The organism is Streptomyces sp. NRRL WC-3742 (assembly GCF_000720635.1).
Classification (GTDB): Bacteria; Actinomycetota; Actinomycetes; order Streptomycetales; family Streptomycetaceae; genus Kitasatospora.
Genome location: NZ_JOCF01000036.1, coordinates 61,810 through 78,678, shown reverse-complemented (window position 1 = coordinate 78,678; position 16,869 = coordinate 61,810). Strand labels below are relative to the sequence as shown.

Sequence of the window (16,869 nt, the reverse complement as noted above, 5' to 3'; positions counted from 1 at the left end):
GAAGGCGGCCTAGGTACTAGGACTGACCCGGGGGTCAAACGGTTGCCGTGTGCGGTTCCGTTCCCGGCGGGCCATGGTGTTGACCTATCGTACGGATCACCCAGCGGTGCGCCGAGCACCCCCCGACCGAGCGAGCCGTGGCCCGATGCACAGAACCTTGATCGTCACCAACGACTTCCCGCCGCGTCCCGGAGGCATCCAAGCCTTCGTACACAACATGGCGGTGCGTCAGCCCGCCGGGAGCATCGTGGTCTACGCCTCCACCTGGCGCGACGGCAGCGAGGTACGGGCCTTCGACGCGGAGCAGCCGTTCCCGGTGATCCGGGACCGCACGAAGGTGATGGTTCCCACACCGCGGGTCACCCGGCGGGCCGCCGAGATCCTGCGCGCCGAGAGGTGCGACTCGGTCTGGTTCGGCGCCGCCGCCCCGCTGGGCCTGATGGCGCCCACGCTTCGCCGTGCCGGGGCCGGGAGGCTGCTCGGCATGACCCACGGGCACGAGGCCGCCTGGGCGCAGCTGCCCGGCTCGCGGCAGCTGCTGCGCCGGATCGGCGCGGGCACCGACGTGCTGACGTACCTGGGGGAGTACACCCGCTCGCGGATCGCCGCCGCGGTGGGGCCGCAGGCCGCGGCCCGGATGGTGCAGCTGCCGCCGGGCGTGGACGAGACGGCCTTCCACCCGGGGTCCGGGGGCGCCGAGGTGCGCCGCCGCCTGGGGCTGGCGGACCGGCCCGTGGTGGTCTGCGTCTCCCGGCTGGTGCCGCGCAAGGGCCAGGACACCCTGATCGAGGCGATGCCGCAGATCCTCGCCGACGTGCCGGACGCCGTGCTGCTGATCGTGGGCGGCGGCCCGTACCGGGCGGACCTGGAGAAGCTGGCGGACGCCCGGGGCGTACGGGACTCGGTGCGCTTCACCGGCTCGGTGCCCTGGGAGGAGCTGCCCGCCCACTACGGCGCCGGGGACGTCTTCGCGATGCCCTGCCGGACGCGGCGCGGGGGCCTGGACGTCGAGGGCCTGGGGATCGTCTACCTGGAGGCTTCGGCGACGGGCCTGCCGGTGGTCGCGGGAGACTCCGGCGGGGCGCCGGACGCGGTGCTGGAGGGCGAGACCGGGTACGTGGTGCCCGGCGGCTCGGCGGCGGCCTCGGCGGAGCGGATCGTGCGGCTGCTGAAGGACGAGGATCTGCGGCGACGGATGGGCGAGGCCGGGCGCCGCTGGGTGGAGCGCTCCTGGCGCTGGGACCTGCTGGCCGGGCGGCTCACCTCGCTGCTGGCGGGCTAGGAACGCGTACGGACGTGGCCCCCGCCTCCTTCCTGGGGAGGCGGGGGCCACGTCCGTACCTGCGACTACCTCTGGTAGATCGCCTCGATGTCGGCGGCGTAGTCCTTGAGCACCACGTTGCGCTTGAGCTTGAGCGAGGGCGTCAGGTGGCCGCTCTCCTCGGAGAACTCGGTGTCCAGCAGGCGGAACTTCTTGACGGCCTCGGCGTGGGAGACGGCCGCGTTGCCGTCGTCGACGGCGGACTGCAGGGCGGCCAGCAGGTCCGGGTCTTCCCTGAGGTCGGCGACGGTGGCACCTGCGGGCTTGCCGTTGAGCTCCTTCCACTTGGGGAAGAAGTCCGGGTCGACGGTGATCAGGCAGGCGATGAACGGCTTGCGGTCGCCGACCACCATGACCTCGCCGACCAGGGCGTGCGCCCGGATGCGGTCCTCGATGACGGCCGGGGCGACGTTCTTGCCGCCGGCCGTGACGATGATCTCCTTCTTGCGGCCGGTGATCGTCAGGTAGCCGTCGCGGTCCAGGGAGCCGATGTCGCCGGTGGCGATCCAGCCGTCCTTGAGGGTGTCGGCGGTGGCCTGCGGGTTGTTCCAGTAGCCGGTGAAGACGTGCGGGCCCTTGAAGAAGACCTCGCCGTCCTCGGCGATCCGCACGGAGGCGCCGGGCACCGGCTGGCCGACCGTGCCGATCTTCGGCCTGTCGGCCGGGTTGAAGGCGGTGGCCGCGCAGGTCTCCGTGAGGCCGTAGCCCTCCAGGACGGTGAAGCCGATGCCCCGGTAGAAGTGGCCGAGCCGCTCGCCGAGCGGGGCGCCGCCGGAGATGGCGTGGGTGGCCCGGCCGCCGAGGGCCGCGCGCAGCTTGCTGTAGACGAGCTTGTCGAAGACGGCGTGCTTGAGCTTCAGGACGAGGCCCGCGCCGCCGGCGTCCAGCGCCCGGCTGTAGGCGATCGCCGTGTCGGCGGCCTTGTCGAAGATCTTGCCCTTGCCGTCGGCCTGGGCCTTGGCGCGGGCGGTGTTGAACACCTTCTCGAACACCCGGGGCACGCCCAGGATCAGGGTCGGCCTGAAGGTGGCCAGCTCGTTGGTGATGTCCTTGATGTCGGAGACGTGGCCGAGCTTGATCGGCGCCATCGCCGGGGCGATCTCGACGATCCGGGCGAACACGTGGGCCAGCGGCAGGAAGAGCAGGACGGAGCTCTCGCCGGTCTTGAACAGCGGGGCCAGGCGCTCCACCACGTTGCCGCACTCGGCCAGGAAGTTGCCGTGGGTCAGCTGGCAGCCCTTGGGGCGGCCGGTGGTGCCCGAGGTGTAGACGATCGTGGCGACCGAGTCGGCGGTGGCGACCGAGCGGCGCTCGGTGACCGTCGTGTCGGCGACCTCGCGGCCGGCCTCGGCCAGCGCGGCTACGGCGCCCTGATCGATCTGCCAGACCTGCGCGAGCCCGGGCAGCCGGTCGCGGACGTCCTCGACGACCTTGCGGTGCTGGTCGGACTCGGTGATCACGGCGACGGCGCCGGAGTCCCCGAGGATCCACTCCACCTGCTCGGCGGAGGAGGTCTCGTACACCGGGACGGTGATCGCCCCGGCCGTCCAGATCGCGAAGTCCAGCAGCGTCCACTCGTAGCGGGTGCGCGACATGATGCCGACCCGGTCGCCGGGGCGGATGCCGGAGGCGATCAGGCCCTTGGCGGCCGACTGCACCTCGACCTGGAACTGGGCGGCGGTCAACTCCTGCCAGCGGCCGTCCACCTTGCGGCTGAGAACGGCGACGTCCGGGTGGCGTTCGGCGTTCTGCTGCACGATGTCGGAGAGGTTACCGTCGCTCGGTACCTGGTAGAGGGCCGGAAGGCTGAAGTCGAGCAAGACTGCTCCTCGTTCGCGACGCTGCGGGACGGCAGGACGTTACTGCCCGGTAGGCGGCTTCGACCAGGGGGGTCGGCTCCGGTGTTCGAAGTGTCACACCCGGCCGGGTCCGACCCGGCCGTGACCAGGTCGTTCGAATGGCACCCTACGACAGACGGGGGGTGACCGGCCGGTAGCTTTCCGCGTCGGCGACCCGCCCCGGGCCCCCTGCGGGCCCCGGCGTACGCCCGCACCGCGCCCGCGCCTCCAGGGCGATCGCCGGGCGCGATAGCCTGCTCCGGGCGAACCGGACCGAGCAGCGCCTCGGCCGGGCCGGCAGGCAGAGGGACGACGCGGAGGGCCATTCCATGGCGGAGCACACCAGGTCGAGCATCATCGTCGACGCGACCCCGACCACGGTCATGGCCGTGATCGCCGACTTCGCCGCCTACCCGGCCTGGACCGGCGAGGTCAAGGAGATCGAGGTCCTGGAAACCGGCGAGAACGGCCGCGCCGCCCAGGTCCGGCTGGTCCTCGACGCCGGCGCCATCCGCGACGAGCACGTCCTGGCCTACACCTGGGACGGCGACCGCGAGTGCTCCTGGACGCTGGTGCGCAGCCAGATGCTCCGCTCCCTCGACGGCTCCTACACCCTCGCCCCGGCGGCCGGCGGCCGTACCGAGGTGACGTACCAGCTCGCCGTGGACGTCAAGATCCCCATGCTCGGCATGATCAAGCGCAAGGCCGAGAAGGTCATCATCGACCGCGCCCTGGCCGGCCTCAAGAAGCGCGTCGAGGACATCGCGGCCGGGCGCGCCCAGGGCTGACGGCAGGAAACGGGGGCCGGACGGCATGACGGCGAAGCGCACCATCCTCATCAGCGGCGACGCCGGCGCGCCCACCGTGGCCGCCGCCACCGCCCTGCACGCCGCCCGGCGCGGCCACCGCACCTGGCTGCTCGCCGCCGACGACCCGCACCGCGCGCTGGACGCCGCCCTCGGCACCCGCCTCGAACCCGAACCGGCGCGCTACGCACCCGGCCTGTACGTCTCCCGGATCGACGAGCAGGCCGCCTTCCGCTACGCCGTCGGCGAGCTCACCGAGAAGCTCCGCCCGCTGCTCGACCTCCTCGGCGCCGACCGCCTCGACCCCGAGGAACTCACCGCCCTGCCCGGCATCGCCCGGCTCGCGCTGCTGCGCGCCCTGCCCGCCGCCGACCAGGACGTCCTGGTGGTGCTCGCCCCGCCGCCCGCCGAGCTGATCGCCACCCTCGCCCTGCCCGAGCAGCTCAACCGCTACCTGGACCGGCTCGTCCCCGAGCAGCGCCAGGCCGCCCGGGCGCTGCGCCCGCTGCTGGCCGGCCTGGCCGGCGTCCCGATGCCCGCCGAGTGGCTGTACGAGGGGCGCGCCAAGGCGTCCGAGGCGCTCGCAGAGTCCCGCGCCGCGGTCGACGACCCCGGCACCAGCGTGCGCCTCGTCGTCCCCGCGGACGGCCACCCGTACGGGGAACTGCGCCGCGTACGGGCCGGGCTCGCGCTGCACGGGCACCGGCCGGACGCCGTGGTGGTGCACGGCGCCCTGCCCGACGGCGCGGCGGAATCGCCCGACCCCTGGCTGGCCGCGCTCGCCCGCCGCCGGGCCGAGGAACTGGCCGCGCTCGCCGCCGAGACGGACGCCCCGGTCCTGGTCACGGGCCTGGCCGAGGTGACGTTGGAAGCCGTCGCCGACCGGCTCTACGGGGACGGCGACGGGCCCGAGCGGCTCGAGGCGCAGCCCTGGCCCGTCGAGGACCGGCTCGCCGAGGAGGGCCTGCTGGTCTGGCACCTGGAACTGCCCGGCGCCGACCGCTCCGAACTGGACCTCGTGCGCCGGGGCGACGACCTGGTCGTCGGCATCGGCTCGCACCGCCGCGTCCTCACCCTGCCCTCGGCGCTGCGCCGCTGCACGGTGGCCGGGGCCGGGCTCGGCGACGGGGTGCTCTCGGTGCGCTTCGCGCCCGACCCCGCGCTCTGGCCGCAGGGCTAGGCGCGGCAGGCCCGTCGGGTAGCGTCGGGGCCGGGGCCGCGCCGTGCGGCCACGGCTTGAGGAGGCGCCCGCGATGACCAGCACCGAGGACCGGACCGAGGGCGAGAACCGTACGGGCGAGCAGAACCCGTTCGGGCCGGAGCTGGGCCCGCTGGTGGACGAGGTGCGCCGCTTCGCCACCGCCGTCGGGGAGAAGGCCCAGGCGGCGAGCGCCGACACCCTGATCACCCTGGCCGGGCTGACCGACCGCCTGCGCACCAGCCGGCCCGAGGTCTACACCCACCTCGCCGCCGCCGGCTCCGGGATCGCCGCCGCCGGCGCCGAACTGCTGGCCGCCTACCGCGCCGCCGTCTCGGGCCACGAGGGCCGCTGGACGGCCGGCCCGGGCGCCTCCACCGAGAAGATCGACCTCGACACGCCTGACGAGCCGTCTGTCAAGCAGTGAATCCGTAACCTTCGAAGCGTGATCGCCCCGCTCGCATGCGTCACCGAACGGCGGAATAGATACGACTTTTGAAGTATCGCGGCCCGGTTGGCCGGGAAATGTCTTCGGTTAATGTATGCGAGGCAGTGTACGGGGGCGCGGTTGGGCGGTACCGTTCCGTCCAGCGGGAACGAGTGAATAGCTGAGGGACACATGGCTCTGACCATCGGCGTCGATGTCGGCGGGACCAAGATCGCGGCGGGCGTCGTCGACGAGGCGGGCACGATCCTCGCCCGCACCCGGGTGCCCACCCCGGCCGACCCGCAGTGGGCGGTCGACGCGATCGCGCAGGCCGTCCGCGAGCTCAAGGAGCAGTACCCCGGCGTCGAGGCGGTGGGCGTCGGCGCTCCCGGCTTCGTGGACCGCGACCGCTCGACGGTGATCTTCGCCCCCAACATCGCCTGGGAGAACGAGCCGCTGCGCGGCCGGATCGAGGAGCTCACGGGCCTCGACACCGTGGTCGAGAACGACGCCAACTGCGCCGCCTGGGCCGAGTTCCGCTTCGGCGCCGCCGCCGAGCACCAGGACATGCTGCTGATCACCGTCGGCACCGGCATCGGCGGCGGCATCGTCCTGGACGGGCGGCTGCACCGCGGCCGCTTCGGCGTGGCCGGCGAGATCGGCCACCTCAACATGGTCCCGGACGGCCTGCAGTGCGGCTGCGGCGGCAAGGGCTGCTGGGAGCAGTACGCCTCCGGGCGGGCGCTGCGCCGCTACGGCCGGGAGAAGGCCGCCGCCGACCCGGTGCGCGGCAAGCGGATGCTGGAGCTCAACGACGGCGTCGCCGAGACCATCCGCGGCATCCACATCACCGAGGCGGCCGAGGCGGGCGACCCGCTCGCCCTGGAGTGCTACGCCGAACTGTCCGACTGGCTGGGCCGTGGCATGGCCGACCTCGCCGCGCTCTTCGACCCGGCCGTCTTCGTCCTCGGCGGCGGCGTCTCCGACTCCGGGCGGCTGCTGCTCGACCCGGTCGCCAAGTGCTTCGAGCACTACCTGACCGGCGGGGTGCACCGCCCGCGCGCCGAGGTCGTCCTCGCCTCGATGGGCTCCGCGGCCGGCATCGTCGGCGCGGCGGACCTCGCCCGCACCCGCTGAGCCTCCCATGACCGCCGCGCCCGCCGCGCCCGTCCGGCCGCCGTCCCCGGGGGCGCGGCGGCTGCGGCTGCTCAGCTACAACGTCCGCTCGCTGCGCGACGACCGGCGGGCGCTCGCCCGGGTGATCCGGGCCTGCGAGCCCGACCTCGTCTGCGTCCAGGAGTCCCCGCGCTACTGGCGGCCCGAGGGGCAGGCGGCCTGGCTGGCCCGCAGCACCGGCACCACGGTGCTCGCGGGCGGGGGCCGTACGGCGGCCGGCCCGCTGCTGCTCGGGCGGCCCGGCGCGGTGGACCTGCTCGGCGTGCACGACCGGCTGTTGCCCAAGACCCGGGGCCTGCACGCCCGGGGCTTCGCCACCGCGCTGCTGCGGCTGCCCGGCGGCGCGCCGTTCAGCGTCACCAGCTGCCACCTGAGCCTGAACCCGGAGGAGCGGTACGGGCAGTTCGAGCTGCTGCTCGACCAGCTCGCGATCGCCGAACTCGGCATCGTGGCCGGGGACTTCAACGAGCACCCGGACGGGCCGGGCTGGGAGCTGCTGGCCTCCCGGCTGCAGGACGGGCACGTCGCGGCGCCCTGGGGCGGGGAGTTCACCTCCGTCCCGGAGCGGCCCTACCAGCGGATCGACGCGGTGTTCGCCACGCCCGGGATCACCGTGCTCGGCTGCGGCGTGCCGCACGGACTGCCCGGCGTCACCGAGGCCGACCTGCGCGCCGCGACCGACCACCTGCCGGTGCTGGCCTTCCTGGAGATCCCCGAGCGTCAGAGCGTCGCTTAGGCCCTGTCGTCCGGACAGGGCCTAGACGACCGCGCCGTGGTTCGGGTCCTCGGGCTCGTCCTCGTCGCGGTCCTTCATCCGGGCGACCAGGGTGACGAAGCCGCCGAGGAAGGCGGTGATGCCGACCCAGGCGGGCCAGCCGGAGACCTCCTGCCAGACCACCGCGTCGACCAGCAGCAGCGCCGGGCCGCCGAGGACGGCCAGCCAGGCGAACTTGGCGGTCACGTCGGCCGAGGGCAGCGGCGGGGGCTCCGGCGGGACGAAGTGGCCCTCGTCGCTCTCCTCGGTCAGCTCGAAGTCGCGCGGGCCCGGGGTCGCCGCCGGGAGCACCGGCTTGCCGGAGCGGGGGCGGGGCTGGGGGGCGAGGTCGGCGAAGTCGTCCCCGCCGGCCTTGCGGTCGGGGCCGTCCTTGTAGCCGCCCTTGAGCTCGTTCTGGGCGCGGAGGTTCTCGACCTCGGGCCAGTTGGGGTTGTTGAGGTCGACGGGGTCGTCGAACTGGGCGATCAGGGCGGCGAAGATCTCGTCCTGCTCGGCCTGGCTGCGCTCGGGGGTGCGGCGCGGTGCGGGCTGCTCGGGCGCGGGCTCGACGGAGTCGCCCCCGGGGCCCTTCGCGGGGCCGTCCGCGGGAGGGCGCGTCAGGCCGCCGCCCGGCTCGGTGCCGCCGTTGACAGGGCCGTCCTCGCGGGGCGGTGTGCCGTCCTCGCGGGGAGTCTCGTCCCCGCCGCCCGCCGTGCTGCTCTCGTGCACTTCCGGCCCTTCAGCCATGGTGATCGTCCGATTCGATCCGGGTGACGCCCGCCGCGTGCGCGGGGGCCAGCCGTTGGATGAAGTCCAGGCTCGCCGCGAATATTTCCCCCGCGTCGTGATCCAGCGTCGCGACGTGGAAGCTGCGTTGGCACAGCCGCTCCGTCACCTCCGTCGAGGATATCCGGGCCAGCACCAGTTCCGAGTTGGCCGCGGAGACCACGTGGTCCTGAGGGCTGTGGAAGAGCAGCACGGGCTGGGTCACCTCGGGCAGCCGCGCCTGCACCTCCTTCCACAGCCGGGACAGCGACCAGGCGGCGTGCAGCGGCGTACGGTCGTAGCCGTGCTCGCTGACGTCCGGGCGGGCGATGTCGTCGGCGATCCCGGGCAGGCTCGGGACGAGGTGGCGCAGCACCGGAAGCAGCACACTCGCGGGGGTGTCCGAGCGGACCGACGGGTTGACCAGCACCAGCCCGGCGACCTTCGGGCCGTGCACGGCCGCCAGCCGCAGCGCCAGCGCCCCGCCCATCGACAGCGCGCAGACGAAGACCCGCTCGCAGGTGCGCGTCAGCTCCAGCAGTTCCCGCTCGACCTCGGCGTACCAGTCCTCCCAGCGGGTGACCTGCATGTCCTGCCAACGGGTGCCGTGCCCGGGCAGCAGCGGCAGCGAGACGGTGTACCCCGCGGCGGCCAGCTCCTCGGCCCAGGGCCGCAGCGACGCGGGGGACCCGGTGAAGCCGTGGCACAGCAGCACCCCCACCGCCGAACCGCGGTGGCGGTAGGGCTCGGCACCGGGCAGCAGCGGCATGGCGGACTCCTACGCTGGGGGGACACGCATCGTCCCATGCACCGTGCGGGGCGTACACCCCCACCGGCCGCCCCCATCGGCGGGCCCGGGCGCGGCCCGGGTCCGCGGGGCATTAGGATCGACCGGTCCGCATAACAGGAGGCCCCGGTTGTTCTACCGACTGATGAAGTTGATCGTCGCGCCACTGCTTCGGATCTTCTTCCGGCCGTGGATCGAGGGTGAGGAGAACATCCCCACCGAGGGTGCGGCGATCATCGCGAGCAACCACCTGTCCTTCTCGGACTCGTTCTTCTTCCCCGCGCTGATCAGGCGCCGGGTCACGTTCATCGCGAAGGCCGAGTACTTCAACACCCCGGGCCTCAAGGGCCGGCTGACGGCCGCCTTCTTCAAGGGCGTCGGCCAGCTGCCCGTGGACCGTTCTGGCGTGCGCGGCGCCGGCGAGGCCGCGATCCGCAGCGCGATCGCCGTGCTGGACCGCGGCGAGCTCTTCGGCGTCTACCCGGAGGGCACCCGCTCGCCCGACGGCAAGCTGTACCGGGGCAAGGTCGGGGGCCTGGCCCGCGTCGCGCTGGCCACCGGCGCGCCGGTCATCCCCGTCGCCATGATCGACACCGAGAAGGTCCAGCCGCCCGGCCAGGTGGTCCCCAACTTCGGCATCCGCCCCGGGATCCGGATCGGCCGCCCGCTGGACTTCTCCCGCTACCACGGCATGGAGAACGACCGCTTCATCCTGCGTTCGGTGACGGACGAGGTGATGTACGAGATCATGCGGCTCTCCGGCCAGGAGTACGTCGACATCTACGCGACGGCCGCCAAGCGCCAGATCTCCGACGACAAGAAGAAGGCCGACGCCGAGCGCAAGGCCGCCCTCAAGGCCGAGAAGGCCGAGGCGGAGAAGGCGGCCGAGGCGGAGAAGGCCGAGGCGGAGAAGGCGGAGAAGGCCGAGCAGGAGCAGCAGCAGAAGGAGAACGGGTCGGCCTGACCGGCCGGCCCGTTCCGGGGGAGGGGCGGGGATGACGGACGGCGGTCGCGGGGCGACGGCCGTCGGCGGCACGGTGGCCGCCGGCGGCATGTCCGTCGAACTCCCGCTCTGGCGGGCCATCTCCTACTTCCGGGTGCTGGCCCTGGCCTACGCCCTGCTGCGGTACGTCAACTCCTACCTGCACTTCCTGCACCCCGTCGCCGGCTGGATCTTCCTCGGCGCGCTCGCCCTGTGGACGCTCGCCACCACCCGCGCCTTCGGCGACCCGGAGCGCTGCACCTGGTACGTCCTGGGCGTGGACCTCACCCTCGTCGTCACCGGCATCGTGATGAGCGGCCTGACCGACACCCCGGCCCGGATCAACCACGGCGCACCCACCCTGCCGACCATCTGGGCCGCCGGTACGGTGCTCGGCTTCGCCGCCAAGGGCGGCTGGCGCCCGGCGGCGGCCGCGGGCTCGGTGATCGGCGTCGCCAACGTCCTCGGCCACGGCGGGCCGACCGGCGACAACCTCCACAACATCGTGCTGCTGCTGGTCGCCGGCTGCGCGATCGGGTACGTGATCGAGCTGGCCCGGGCCAGCGAGGCGACCCTCACCCGGGCCCTCCAGGTCGAGGCCGCCACCCGGGAGCGCGAGCGGCTCTCCCGCGACATCCACGACGGCGTGCTCCAGGTGCTCGCCCTGGTCCAGCGGCGCGGCGGCGAGCCGGGCGGCGCGGAGGGGATCGCCGAACTCGGCCGCCTCGCAGGCGAGCAGGAGCGGGCGCTGCGGGCGCTGATGACCGGCGGCCCGCTGCCCGCCCAGCGCGCCGCGGCCCCCGACGCGGACGAGCCGCGGGACCTCACCGCGCTGCTGCGCCCGTACGCCGACGAGCGGATCACGCTCTCCGCCCCCGGCACCCCGGTGCTGCTGCCCGGCCCGGCGGCGGGCGAGCTGGCGGCGGCGGTCGGCGCGGCCGTGGACAACGTGCGCCGGCACGCCGGGGAGCGGGCCCGGGCCTGGATCCTGGTCGAGGACGAGCCGGAGGCCGTCACGGTCAGCATCCGCGACGACGGGCCCGGCTTCGCGCCCGGGCGGCTCGGCGAGGCGGAGCGGGCCGGGCGCCTGGGCGTCTCCCAGTCCATCCGGGGCCGGCTGCTGGACCTCGGTGGCACGGCCGAGCTGTACTCGGCGCCCGGGGAGGGCGTCGAGGTGGAACTGCGGGTCCCGAGGGAGGGCGAGTGATGACCGGAGAGCCGGTGCAGGCCGTGCGCGTGATGGTGGTGGACGACCACCCGATGTGGCGCGAGGCCGTCTCGCGGGACCTGGCCGAGGCCGGGCTCGACGTGGTGGCCACGGCGGGGGACGGCGAGGAGGCCGTGCGCCGGGCCCGGGCCAGCTCGCCGCAGGTGATCGTGCTGGACCTCAACCTGCCGAACCTGCCCGGCGTCGAGGTGTGCCGCCAGGTCGTCGCGAGCGACCCGTCGGTGCGGGTGCTGGTGCTCTCGGCCAGCGGCGAGCACCAGGACGTGCTGGAGGCGGTGAAGTCCGGCGCCACCGGGTACCTGGTGAAGTCGGCCGGACGGGACGAGCTGCTGGAGGCCGTGCGCCGTACGGCCGTCGGCGACGCGGTGTTCACCCCCGGCCTGGCCGGGCTGGTGCTCGGGGAGTTCCGCCGGCTGGCCTCCGAGCCGGCCCCGGCCTCGGCGCCGGATGTCCCGAAGCTGACAGCGCGTGAGACCGAGGTGCTGCGGCTGGTGGCGAAGGGGCTGTCGTACCGGCAGATCGCCGACCGGCTGGTGCTCTCGCACCGGACGGTGCAGAACCACGTGCAGAACACCCTGGGCAAGCTGCAGCTGCACAACCGGGTCGAGCTGGTCCGCTACGCGATCGAGCAGGGGCTGGACGAGGAGCTCTGAACTCCCCGTCCAGCCCGATCAGTTCGGCCCGATCGGTTCAGCGTGATCGGTTCGGCGTGATCGGTTCGGCGCGACCGGTTCAGCCCCGGACGGCCGTCGCCTCGTGCAGCAGGCCCGCGACGATGTCCAGCCCGTCGCGGGTGAGCACCGACTCCGGGTGGAACTGGAGGCCCGCGAAGCCGGGGCCGCGCAGGGCGTGCACGTCCCCGGTGGCCGCGTCGCGGGCGACCTCGACACCGGCGGCGGCGAGCCGCTGCGCCTCGGCGTCGGTGCAGCGGGCGGTGAAGGTGTTGTAGAAGCCGACCGTCCGGCGGGTGCCGAACAGGTCGACCGACTCCTGTGCCCCCTGGTACGGGACGGCCTTGCGGGCCAGCGGCAGCCCGAGCTCGGCGGAGAGCAACTGGTGGCTGAGGCAGACGGCGAGCAGCGGCGCCGTGCGGGCGCCGGAGCGGACGGCGGCCAGGGAGTCGGCGACGATCGGCCGCAGCAGCGCCATCTTCGGGTCCTCGGCGAGCGCCGGGTCCCCCGGGCCGGGGCCGAGCACCAGCGGGCCCCGGTGGGCGGCGACGCGCTCCCGAAGCCCCGGCTCGTCGAAGCGGGCGACGTCGACCTGGTGGCCGAGCGAGGTGAGCAGGTGGGCGAGCATCGCGGTGAAGGTGTCCTCGCCGTCCACGACCAGGGTCGGCAGGGCTTCGGTGACCGTGGCCGCCGCCTGCATCCGCAGCCAGAACGGCGCGAGGTCGGCGCGGCGGGAGTCGAGGGCGGCCTGCACCCGGTGGTCGTCGCCGAGGCGCGGGCCGCTGGGGCCGGTCGGACGGGTGGGCGCGGGCAGGGCGCCGATCGCGGTGAGCACCCCGGCGGCCTTGGCGTGGGTCTCGGCGACCTCGGAGCGCGGGTCGGAGTGGCGGACCAGGGTGGCGCCGGCCCGGACGACCACCCGGCCGGTGGCCGGGTCGATGTCGACGGTGCGGATGCAGATCGGCGAGTCGAGGAGCTGCCCGCCGCTGGCGGAGCGGCCGATCAGGGCGAGGGCGCCGGAGTAGTAGCCGCGCCCGGTGGGCTCGTAGCGCTTGATGACCCGGGTGGCGTTCTGCACCGGGCTGCCGGTGACGGTGGCGGCGAACATCGTCTCGCGCAGCACCTCGCGCACGTCCAGGGAGGTGCGCCCGCGCAGCTCGTACTCGGTGTGGGCGAGGTGGGACATCTCCTTGAGCCGGGGGCCGAGGACCTGGCCGCCGAGGTCGCCGACCGTGCACATCATCTTGAGTTCCTCGTCGACGACCATGGTCAGCTCCTCGAGCTCCTTGGGGTCGTGGAGGAAGCGGAGCAGGGAGTCGAGGTCGGCGCCGGCGGCCGGGTAGCGGTAGGTGCCGGAGATCGGGTTCATCACGACGGTGCCGCCGCTCTGGCGGACGTGCACCTCGGGGGAGGCCCCGACCAGCACCCTGTCGCCGGTGTGCACCAGGAACGTCCAGTAGGCGCCGCGCTCCTGCTCCAGCAGGCGGCGGAAGAGGGAGAGCGCCAGCGCGGGCGAGCAGTGTCCGGTTCCGGCTCCGCCGGGGGCTTCCAGGGTGGCGTGGAAGTCGCGCCGGATGACGAAGTTGGCGCCCTCGCCGTTGCCGATCTCCTCCTCGATCACCGTGCGGACGATCTCCGCGTACGCCTCGTCGTCCACGTCGAAGGCGCCGCCGGTGAGGTTGACCGGCAGGTGCGGCAGGGCGGCGGCGATTTCGGCCAGAGGCAGGGCGTACTGCTCCTCGACGGAGAGGGCCCGCAGCGGGGCGCCGTCGTCGTGCGCCTCGAACCCGCGCTCGCGGATCTGCCGGTACGGGACGAGCGCGAGCAGGTCGTGCGTCGGGCCGCCGACCGGGACGCCCTCACGTACGGGCAGGTCGGCGAGGTGCTCGTGGTCGGCGACGGTGCCCAGCAGCACCTCGACGGTGTCGGGGGCGTGCCGCGGGGTGCGGCGGTGCAGCAGGGCGAAGGCGGGGGCGCCGGGGGAGGTCAGGCGGGCGAGCAGTTCGACGGCGGTCGTCACGGTACGGCTTCCTTCCGGGTTACCGGGATGGATGTTTCCGGGATGGATGGCGAGGGCGGTGCTGGGTCCGCTCCCGGAGGGCCGTCTGCTCCAACGAGAACGGCCGCCCCGAGGGGCGGCCGTTCGTGTTCGTCTAGGAACGCGCGATCGGTGGGCCGCCCAGGAGGGGGGTCCACCACCAGGAGTGGGTGCGGTGCGCGTGCATGGGGCTGAGCGTAGCGGATCACATCAACGCGTCTACGCCGCGCCGGAATGGTTGTCCGGAAGGTGTCTCATCCACCGGGCAATGGTCACGGATCACCGGGCTCACCCCGTAGCCTTGCCCGTGTGACCGCAACGAATCTTCACTCATGGCAGTCCCTGCCCGCGGCGCAGCAGCCTGAATGGCCGGACCAAGAGGCTCTGCGCAAGACCCTTGCCGAGCTCGCCTCGTATCCGCCGCTCGTCTTCGCCGGCGAGTGCGACCAGCTGCGCGCCCGGCTCGGAGCCGTGGCGCGTGGGGAAGCGTTCCTCCTGCAGGGCGGTGACTGCGCCGAAGCCTTCGACGGTGTCTCGGCGGAGCACATCCGCAACAAGCTGAAGACCCTGCTGCAGATGGCCGCCGTCCTGACGTACGCCGCCTCGGTGCCGGTCGTGAAGGTCGGCCGCATCGCCGGGCAGTACTCCAAGCCGCGCTCCAAGTCGACCGAGACCCGCGACGGCGTGACCCTGCCGGTCTACCGGGGCGACTCGGTGAACGGCTTCGACTTCACCCCCGAGTCCCGCATCCCGGACCCGGAGCGGCTCAAGCGGATGTACAATGCGTCCGCCGCGACCCTGAACCTGGTGCGCGCCTTCACCACCGGTGGGTACGCCGACCTGCGCCAGGTGCACGCCTGGAACCAGGACTTCGTGCGCAACTCCCCGGCGGGCCAGCGCTACGAGCAGCTCGCCCGGGAGATCGACAACGCCCTGGCGTTCATGAACGCCTGCGGCGTGGCGCCGGAGGAGTTCAGGACCGTCGAGTTCTTCTCCTCGCACGAGGCCCTGATCCTGGACTACGAGACCGCGCTGACCCGCGTGGACTCGCGCACCGGCGAGCTGTACGACGTCTCCGGCCACATGGTGTGGATCGGCGAGCGCACCCGGCAGCTGGACCACGCGCACATCGAGTTCGCGTCCAGGATCCGCAACCCGATCGGCGTCAAGCTCGGCCCGACCACCACGGTCGACGAGGCGCTCACGCTGATCGAGAAGCTGGACCCGGAGCGCGAGCCCGGCCGCCTCACCTTCATCACCCGGATGGGCGCGGGCAAGGTCCGCGAGCACCTGCCCACCCTGGTGGAGAAGGTCACCGCCTCCGGCGCCCAGCCGGTGTGGATCTGCGACCCGATGCACGGCAACACCTTCGAGGCGTCCAGCGGTCACAAGACCCGCCGCTTCGACGACGTGCTCGACGAGGTCAAGGGCTTCTTCGAGGTCCACCGGGGCCTCGGCACCCACCCGGGCGGCATCCACGTGGAGCTGACCGGCGACGACGTGACCGAGTGCGTCGGCGGCGGCGACGAGGTGCTGGTCGACGACCTGCACCAGCGCTACGAGACGGCCTGCGACCCGCGGCTCAACCGCAGCCAGTCGCTGGACCTCGCGTTCCTGGTGGCGGAGACCTACCGCAACCAGTGACGGTCCGCGCCCCGCCCCGAGCCGAAGGGCCGCGCCGGTGCCGAAAGCGACGAGCGACCAGCGACGAAGGAGCGCCGGAGCGTGGAGTGTCGGCACCGGGTCGGAGCGGCCCGGAGGCGAGCGGGCGAGTAACTGTGACGAAGGCCCCTCCGGATTCGGGACTCCCGAAGCCGGAGGGGCTTTTTCGTACCCGGAATGCCAGGTAAGGTGAGGCTCAGTGAACTAAGGCTTGCCTTAGTCAAGATCCACTCAGTCCTTGGGAGAGACCGCGATGTACGTGTGCATGTGCCATGCGGTCACCGAGGACCAGGTGAAGAAGGCGATCGACGCCGGTGCGAACTCCCCGCGCCAGATCGCCAAGGGCTGCAAGGCGGGCACCGACTGCGGCTCCTGCGTCCGGCGGATACAGGCCCTGCTCGGCGAGCACGGCGCCCGGCCCTGCCCGACCGCCCGGCTGGCCGCCAAGCTGGGGCTCGCCGACCCGGAGACGCAGGACGCGGCTACGGAGTCATCCCTGGCCCCGGTGCTCCCGCTGCGCGTGGCCTGAGAGGGGCTCGTCGGCCTCAGGACTCCGGCTGCTCGATGAGCTGGGCGAGGTAGAGCGCCTCGCCGAGCTTCTCCAGGAGCTCCAGCTGGGTGTCCAGGTAGTCGATGTGGTGCTCCTCGTCGGCCAGGATGTCCTCGAAGATGTTCGCCGAGGTGACGTCGTTCTTGGCCCGCATCACCACGATCCCGCGCCGGAGCCGGTCGATCGCCTCGACCTCGACCTGGCGGTCCGCCTCGAACATCTCCTTGACCGTCTGCCCGATCCGGACGTGGAACAGCCGCTGGTAGTTGGGCAGCCCGTCCAGGAACAGGATGCGGTCGGTGAGGGTCTCGGCGTGCTTCATCTCGTCGAAGGACTCGTGCCGGGTGTACTTGGCGAGCTTCGTCCAGCCGAAGTTCTCCTGCATCTTGGCGTGCAGGAAGTACTGGTTGATCGCGGTGAGCTCGGCGGTGAGCTGCTCGTTGAGGAACTCGATGACCTCTGGATCGCCCTGCATGGTGGTGCCTCCCGGTGCCTACGTCCTGCGGTGCCCTGCGGTCGGGCCTGCGCTGCGAATCCTGGCACCGTGATGGGAGGTAATTCCAGTAAGTTCACACTCACTAGGACATGTGTCGGAATATCCGATTTGCACCGCTGTCCGAGAGTGTGCGATCGACCGTTGGCCCATATGGGCGGGGCGTGAAGGAG

At 73.0% G+C, this 16,869-nt stretch carries 16 protein-coding genes; 11 read left to right on the top strand and 5 right to left on the bottom strand.

The window, feature by feature from the left end; all coding sequences use genetic code 11:
• Nucleotides 1-145 precede the first annotated feature (145 nt).
• Entirely contained in the window at nucleotides 146-1,282 is a 1,137-nt protein-coding gene (locus IH61_RS0120675; RefSeq protein WP_031071905.1) for a glycosyltransferase family 4 protein, read from the top strand.
• 65 nt (nucleotides 1,283-1,347) lie between these two features.
• Here IH61_RS0120675 and IH61_RS0120670 read toward each other — a convergent pair whose 3' ends face one another.
• The gene (locus tag IH61_RS0120670) at nucleotides 1,348-3,141 is read right to left on the bottom strand and encodes an AMP-dependent synthetase/ligase (RefSeq protein ID WP_031071904.1); all 1,794 of its coding nucleotides are present in this window, start codon (nucleotides 3,139-3,141) and stop codon (nucleotides 1,348-1,350) included.
• Nucleotides 3,142-3,488: 347 nt separating this feature from the next.
• Between IH61_RS0120670 and IH61_RS0120665 the strand changes: the two genes are divergently transcribed.
• The 5 genes from IH61_RS0120665 to IH61_RS0120645 all read left to right on the top strand — a co-directional run bounded on the left by IH61_RS0120665 (nucleotide 3,489) and on the right by IH61_RS0120645 (nucleotide 7,502).
• Entirely contained in the window at nucleotides 3,489-3,947 is a 459-nt protein-coding gene (locus tag IH61_RS0120665) for an SRPBCC family protein (protein ID WP_031071902.1), read from the top strand.
• 25 nt (nucleotides 3,948-3,972) lie between these two features.
• Nucleotides 3,973-5,145 (top strand): ArsA family ATPase, encoded by a 1,173-nt coding sequence (locus IH61_RS0120660; RefSeq protein WP_031071900.1) that lies wholly within the window; start codon nucleotides 3,973-3,975, stop codon nucleotides 5,143-5,145.
• A 73-nt stretch (nucleotides 5,146-5,218) separates the two neighbouring features.
• Nucleotides 5,219-5,590 carry a DUF5304 family protein gene (locus IH61_RS47050; RefSeq protein WP_051837560.1) on the top strand — a complete coding sequence of 124 codons (372 nt, stop codon included), beginning with the start codon at nucleotides 5,219-5,221 and terminating at the stop codon, nucleotides 5,588-5,590.
• Nucleotides 5,591-5,782: 192 nt separating this feature from the next.
• Nucleotides 5,783-6,727, top strand: coding sequence for an ROK family glucokinase (locus tag IH61_RS0120650; RefSeq protein ID WP_031071897.1), 945 nt, complete (start codon nucleotides 5,783-5,785; stop codon nucleotides 6,725-6,727).
• 7 nt (nucleotides 6,728-6,734) lie between these two features.
• Nucleotides 6,735-7,502, top strand: coding sequence for an endonuclease/exonuclease/phosphatase family protein (locus IH61_RS0120645; RefSeq protein WP_031071895.1), 768 nt, complete (start codon nucleotides 6,735-6,737; stop codon nucleotides 7,500-7,502).
• A gap of 21 nt (nucleotides 7,503-7,523) precedes the next feature.
• Here the strand turns inward: IH61_RS0120645 and IH61_RS0120640 are convergent, their stop codons facing one another.
• Together IH61_RS0120640 and IH61_RS0120635 are read right to left on the bottom strand one after the other, a co-directional pair.
• Nucleotides 7,524-8,249, bottom strand: coding sequence for a hypothetical protein (locus tag IH61_RS0120640; protein ID WP_051837558.1), 726 nt, complete (start codon nucleotides 8,247-8,249; stop codon nucleotides 7,524-7,526).
• Nucleotides 8,250-8,259: 10 nt separating this feature from the next.
• Nucleotides 8,260-9,054: an alpha/beta hydrolase gene (locus IH61_RS0120635; RefSeq protein ID WP_037973149.1), complete on the bottom strand. Its 795-nt coding sequence runs from the start codon at nucleotides 9,052-9,054 to the stop codon at nucleotides 8,260-8,262.
• A gap of 148 nt (nucleotides 9,055-9,202) precedes the next feature.
• Between IH61_RS0120635 and IH61_RS0120630 the strand changes: the two genes are divergently transcribed.
• Genes IH61_RS0120630 through IH61_RS0120620 form a run of 3 tightly spaced genes read left to right on the top strand, consistent with a single transcriptional unit; the run spans nucleotide 9,203 to nucleotide 11,935 of the window.
• Entirely contained in the window at nucleotides 9,203-10,036 is an 834-nt protein-coding gene (locus IH61_RS0120630; RefSeq protein WP_031071889.1) for a lysophospholipid acyltransferase family protein, read from the top strand.
• Between the two features lie 31 nt (nucleotides 10,037-10,067).
• Entirely contained in the window at nucleotides 10,068-11,261 is a 1,194-nt protein-coding gene (gene macS / locus IH61_RS0120625) for a MacS family sensor histidine kinase (protein ID WP_234327267.1), read from the top strand.
• The gene (locus IH61_RS0120620; RefSeq protein WP_031071885.1) at nucleotides 11,261-11,935 is read left to right on the top strand and encodes a response regulator; all 675 of its coding nucleotides are present in this window, start codon (nucleotides 11,261-11,263) and stop codon (nucleotides 11,933-11,935) included. The genes macS and IH61_RS0120620 overlap by 1 nt, the downstream gene beginning before the upstream one ends.
• 79 nt (nucleotides 11,936-12,014) lie before the next feature.
• Here the strand turns inward: IH61_RS0120620 and IH61_RS0120615 are convergent, their stop codons facing one another.
• Entirely contained in the window at nucleotides 12,015-13,973 is a 1,959-nt protein-coding gene (locus IH61_RS0120615; protein WP_031071884.1) for an anthranilate synthase family protein, read from the bottom strand.
• Between the two features lie 327 nt (nucleotides 13,974-14,300).
• Between IH61_RS0120615 and IH61_RS0120610 the strand changes: the two genes are divergently transcribed.
• Entirely contained in the window at nucleotides 14,301-15,635 is a 1,335-nt protein-coding gene (locus IH61_RS0120610; protein WP_031071883.1) for a class II 3-deoxy-7-phosphoheptulonate synthase, read from the top strand.
• A gap of 256 nt (nucleotides 15,636-15,891) precedes the next feature.
• A complete protein-coding gene (locus IH61_RS43065) occupies nucleotides 15,892-16,182 on the top strand; it encodes a (2Fe-2S)-binding protein (protein ID WP_420713985.1) in 291 nt (96 codons plus the stop codon).
• A 16-nt stretch (nucleotides 16,183-16,198) separates the two neighbouring features.
• On the opposite strand, the gene bfr is transcribed toward IH61_RS43065, so the two are convergent.
• The gene (bfr, locus tag IH61_RS0120600; RefSeq protein ID WP_031071881.1) at nucleotides 16,199-16,678 is read right to left on the bottom strand and encodes a bacterioferritin; all 480 of its coding nucleotides are present in this window, start codon (nucleotides 16,676-16,678) and stop codon (nucleotides 16,199-16,201) included.
• Nucleotides 16,679-16,869 lie beyond the last annotated feature (191 nt).

What these genes read in the sequence shown, in the direction of transcription:
- IH61_RS0120675 (WP_031071905.1), top strand. Translation starts at nt 146, where the DNA reads ATGCACAGAACCTTGATCGTCACCAACGACTTCCCGCCGCGTCCCGGA.
- IH61_RS0120665 (WP_031071902.1), top strand. Translation starts at nt 3,489, where the DNA reads ATGGCGGAGCACACCAGGTCGAGCATCATCGTCGACGCGACCCCGACC.
- IH61_RS0120660 (WP_031071900.1), top strand. Translation starts at nt 3,973, where the DNA reads ATGACGGCGAAGCGCACCATCCTCATCAGCGGCGACGCCGGCGCGCCC.
- IH61_RS47050 (WP_051837560.1), top strand. Translation starts at nt 5,219, where the DNA reads ATGACCAGCACCGAGGACCGGACCGAGGGCGAGAACCGTACGGGCGAG.
- IH61_RS0120650 (WP_031071897.1), top strand. Translation starts at nt 5,783, where the DNA reads ATGGCTCTGACCATCGGCGTCGATGTCGGCGGGACCAAGATCGCGGCG.
- IH61_RS0120645 (WP_031071895.1), top strand. Translation starts at nt 6,735, where the DNA reads ATGACCGCCGCGCCCGCCGCGCCCGTCCGGCCGCCGTCCCCGGGGGCG.
- IH61_RS0120635 (WP_037973149.1), bottom strand. Translation starts at nt 9,054, where the DNA reads ATGCCGCTGCTGCCCGGTGCCGAGCCCTACCGCCACCGCGGTTCGGCG.
- macS (WP_234327267.1), top strand. Translation starts at nt 10,068, where the DNA reads ATGACGGACGGCGGTCGCGGGGCGACGGCCGTCGGCGGCACGGTGGCC.
- IH61_RS0120620 (WP_031071885.1), top strand. Translation starts at nt 11,261, where the DNA reads ATGACCGGAGAGCCGGTGCAGGCCGTGCGCGTGATGGTGGTGGACGAC.
- bfr (WP_031071881.1), bottom strand. Translation starts at nt 16,678, where the DNA reads ATGCAGGGCGATCCAGAGGTCATCGAGTTCCTCAACGAGCAGCTCACC.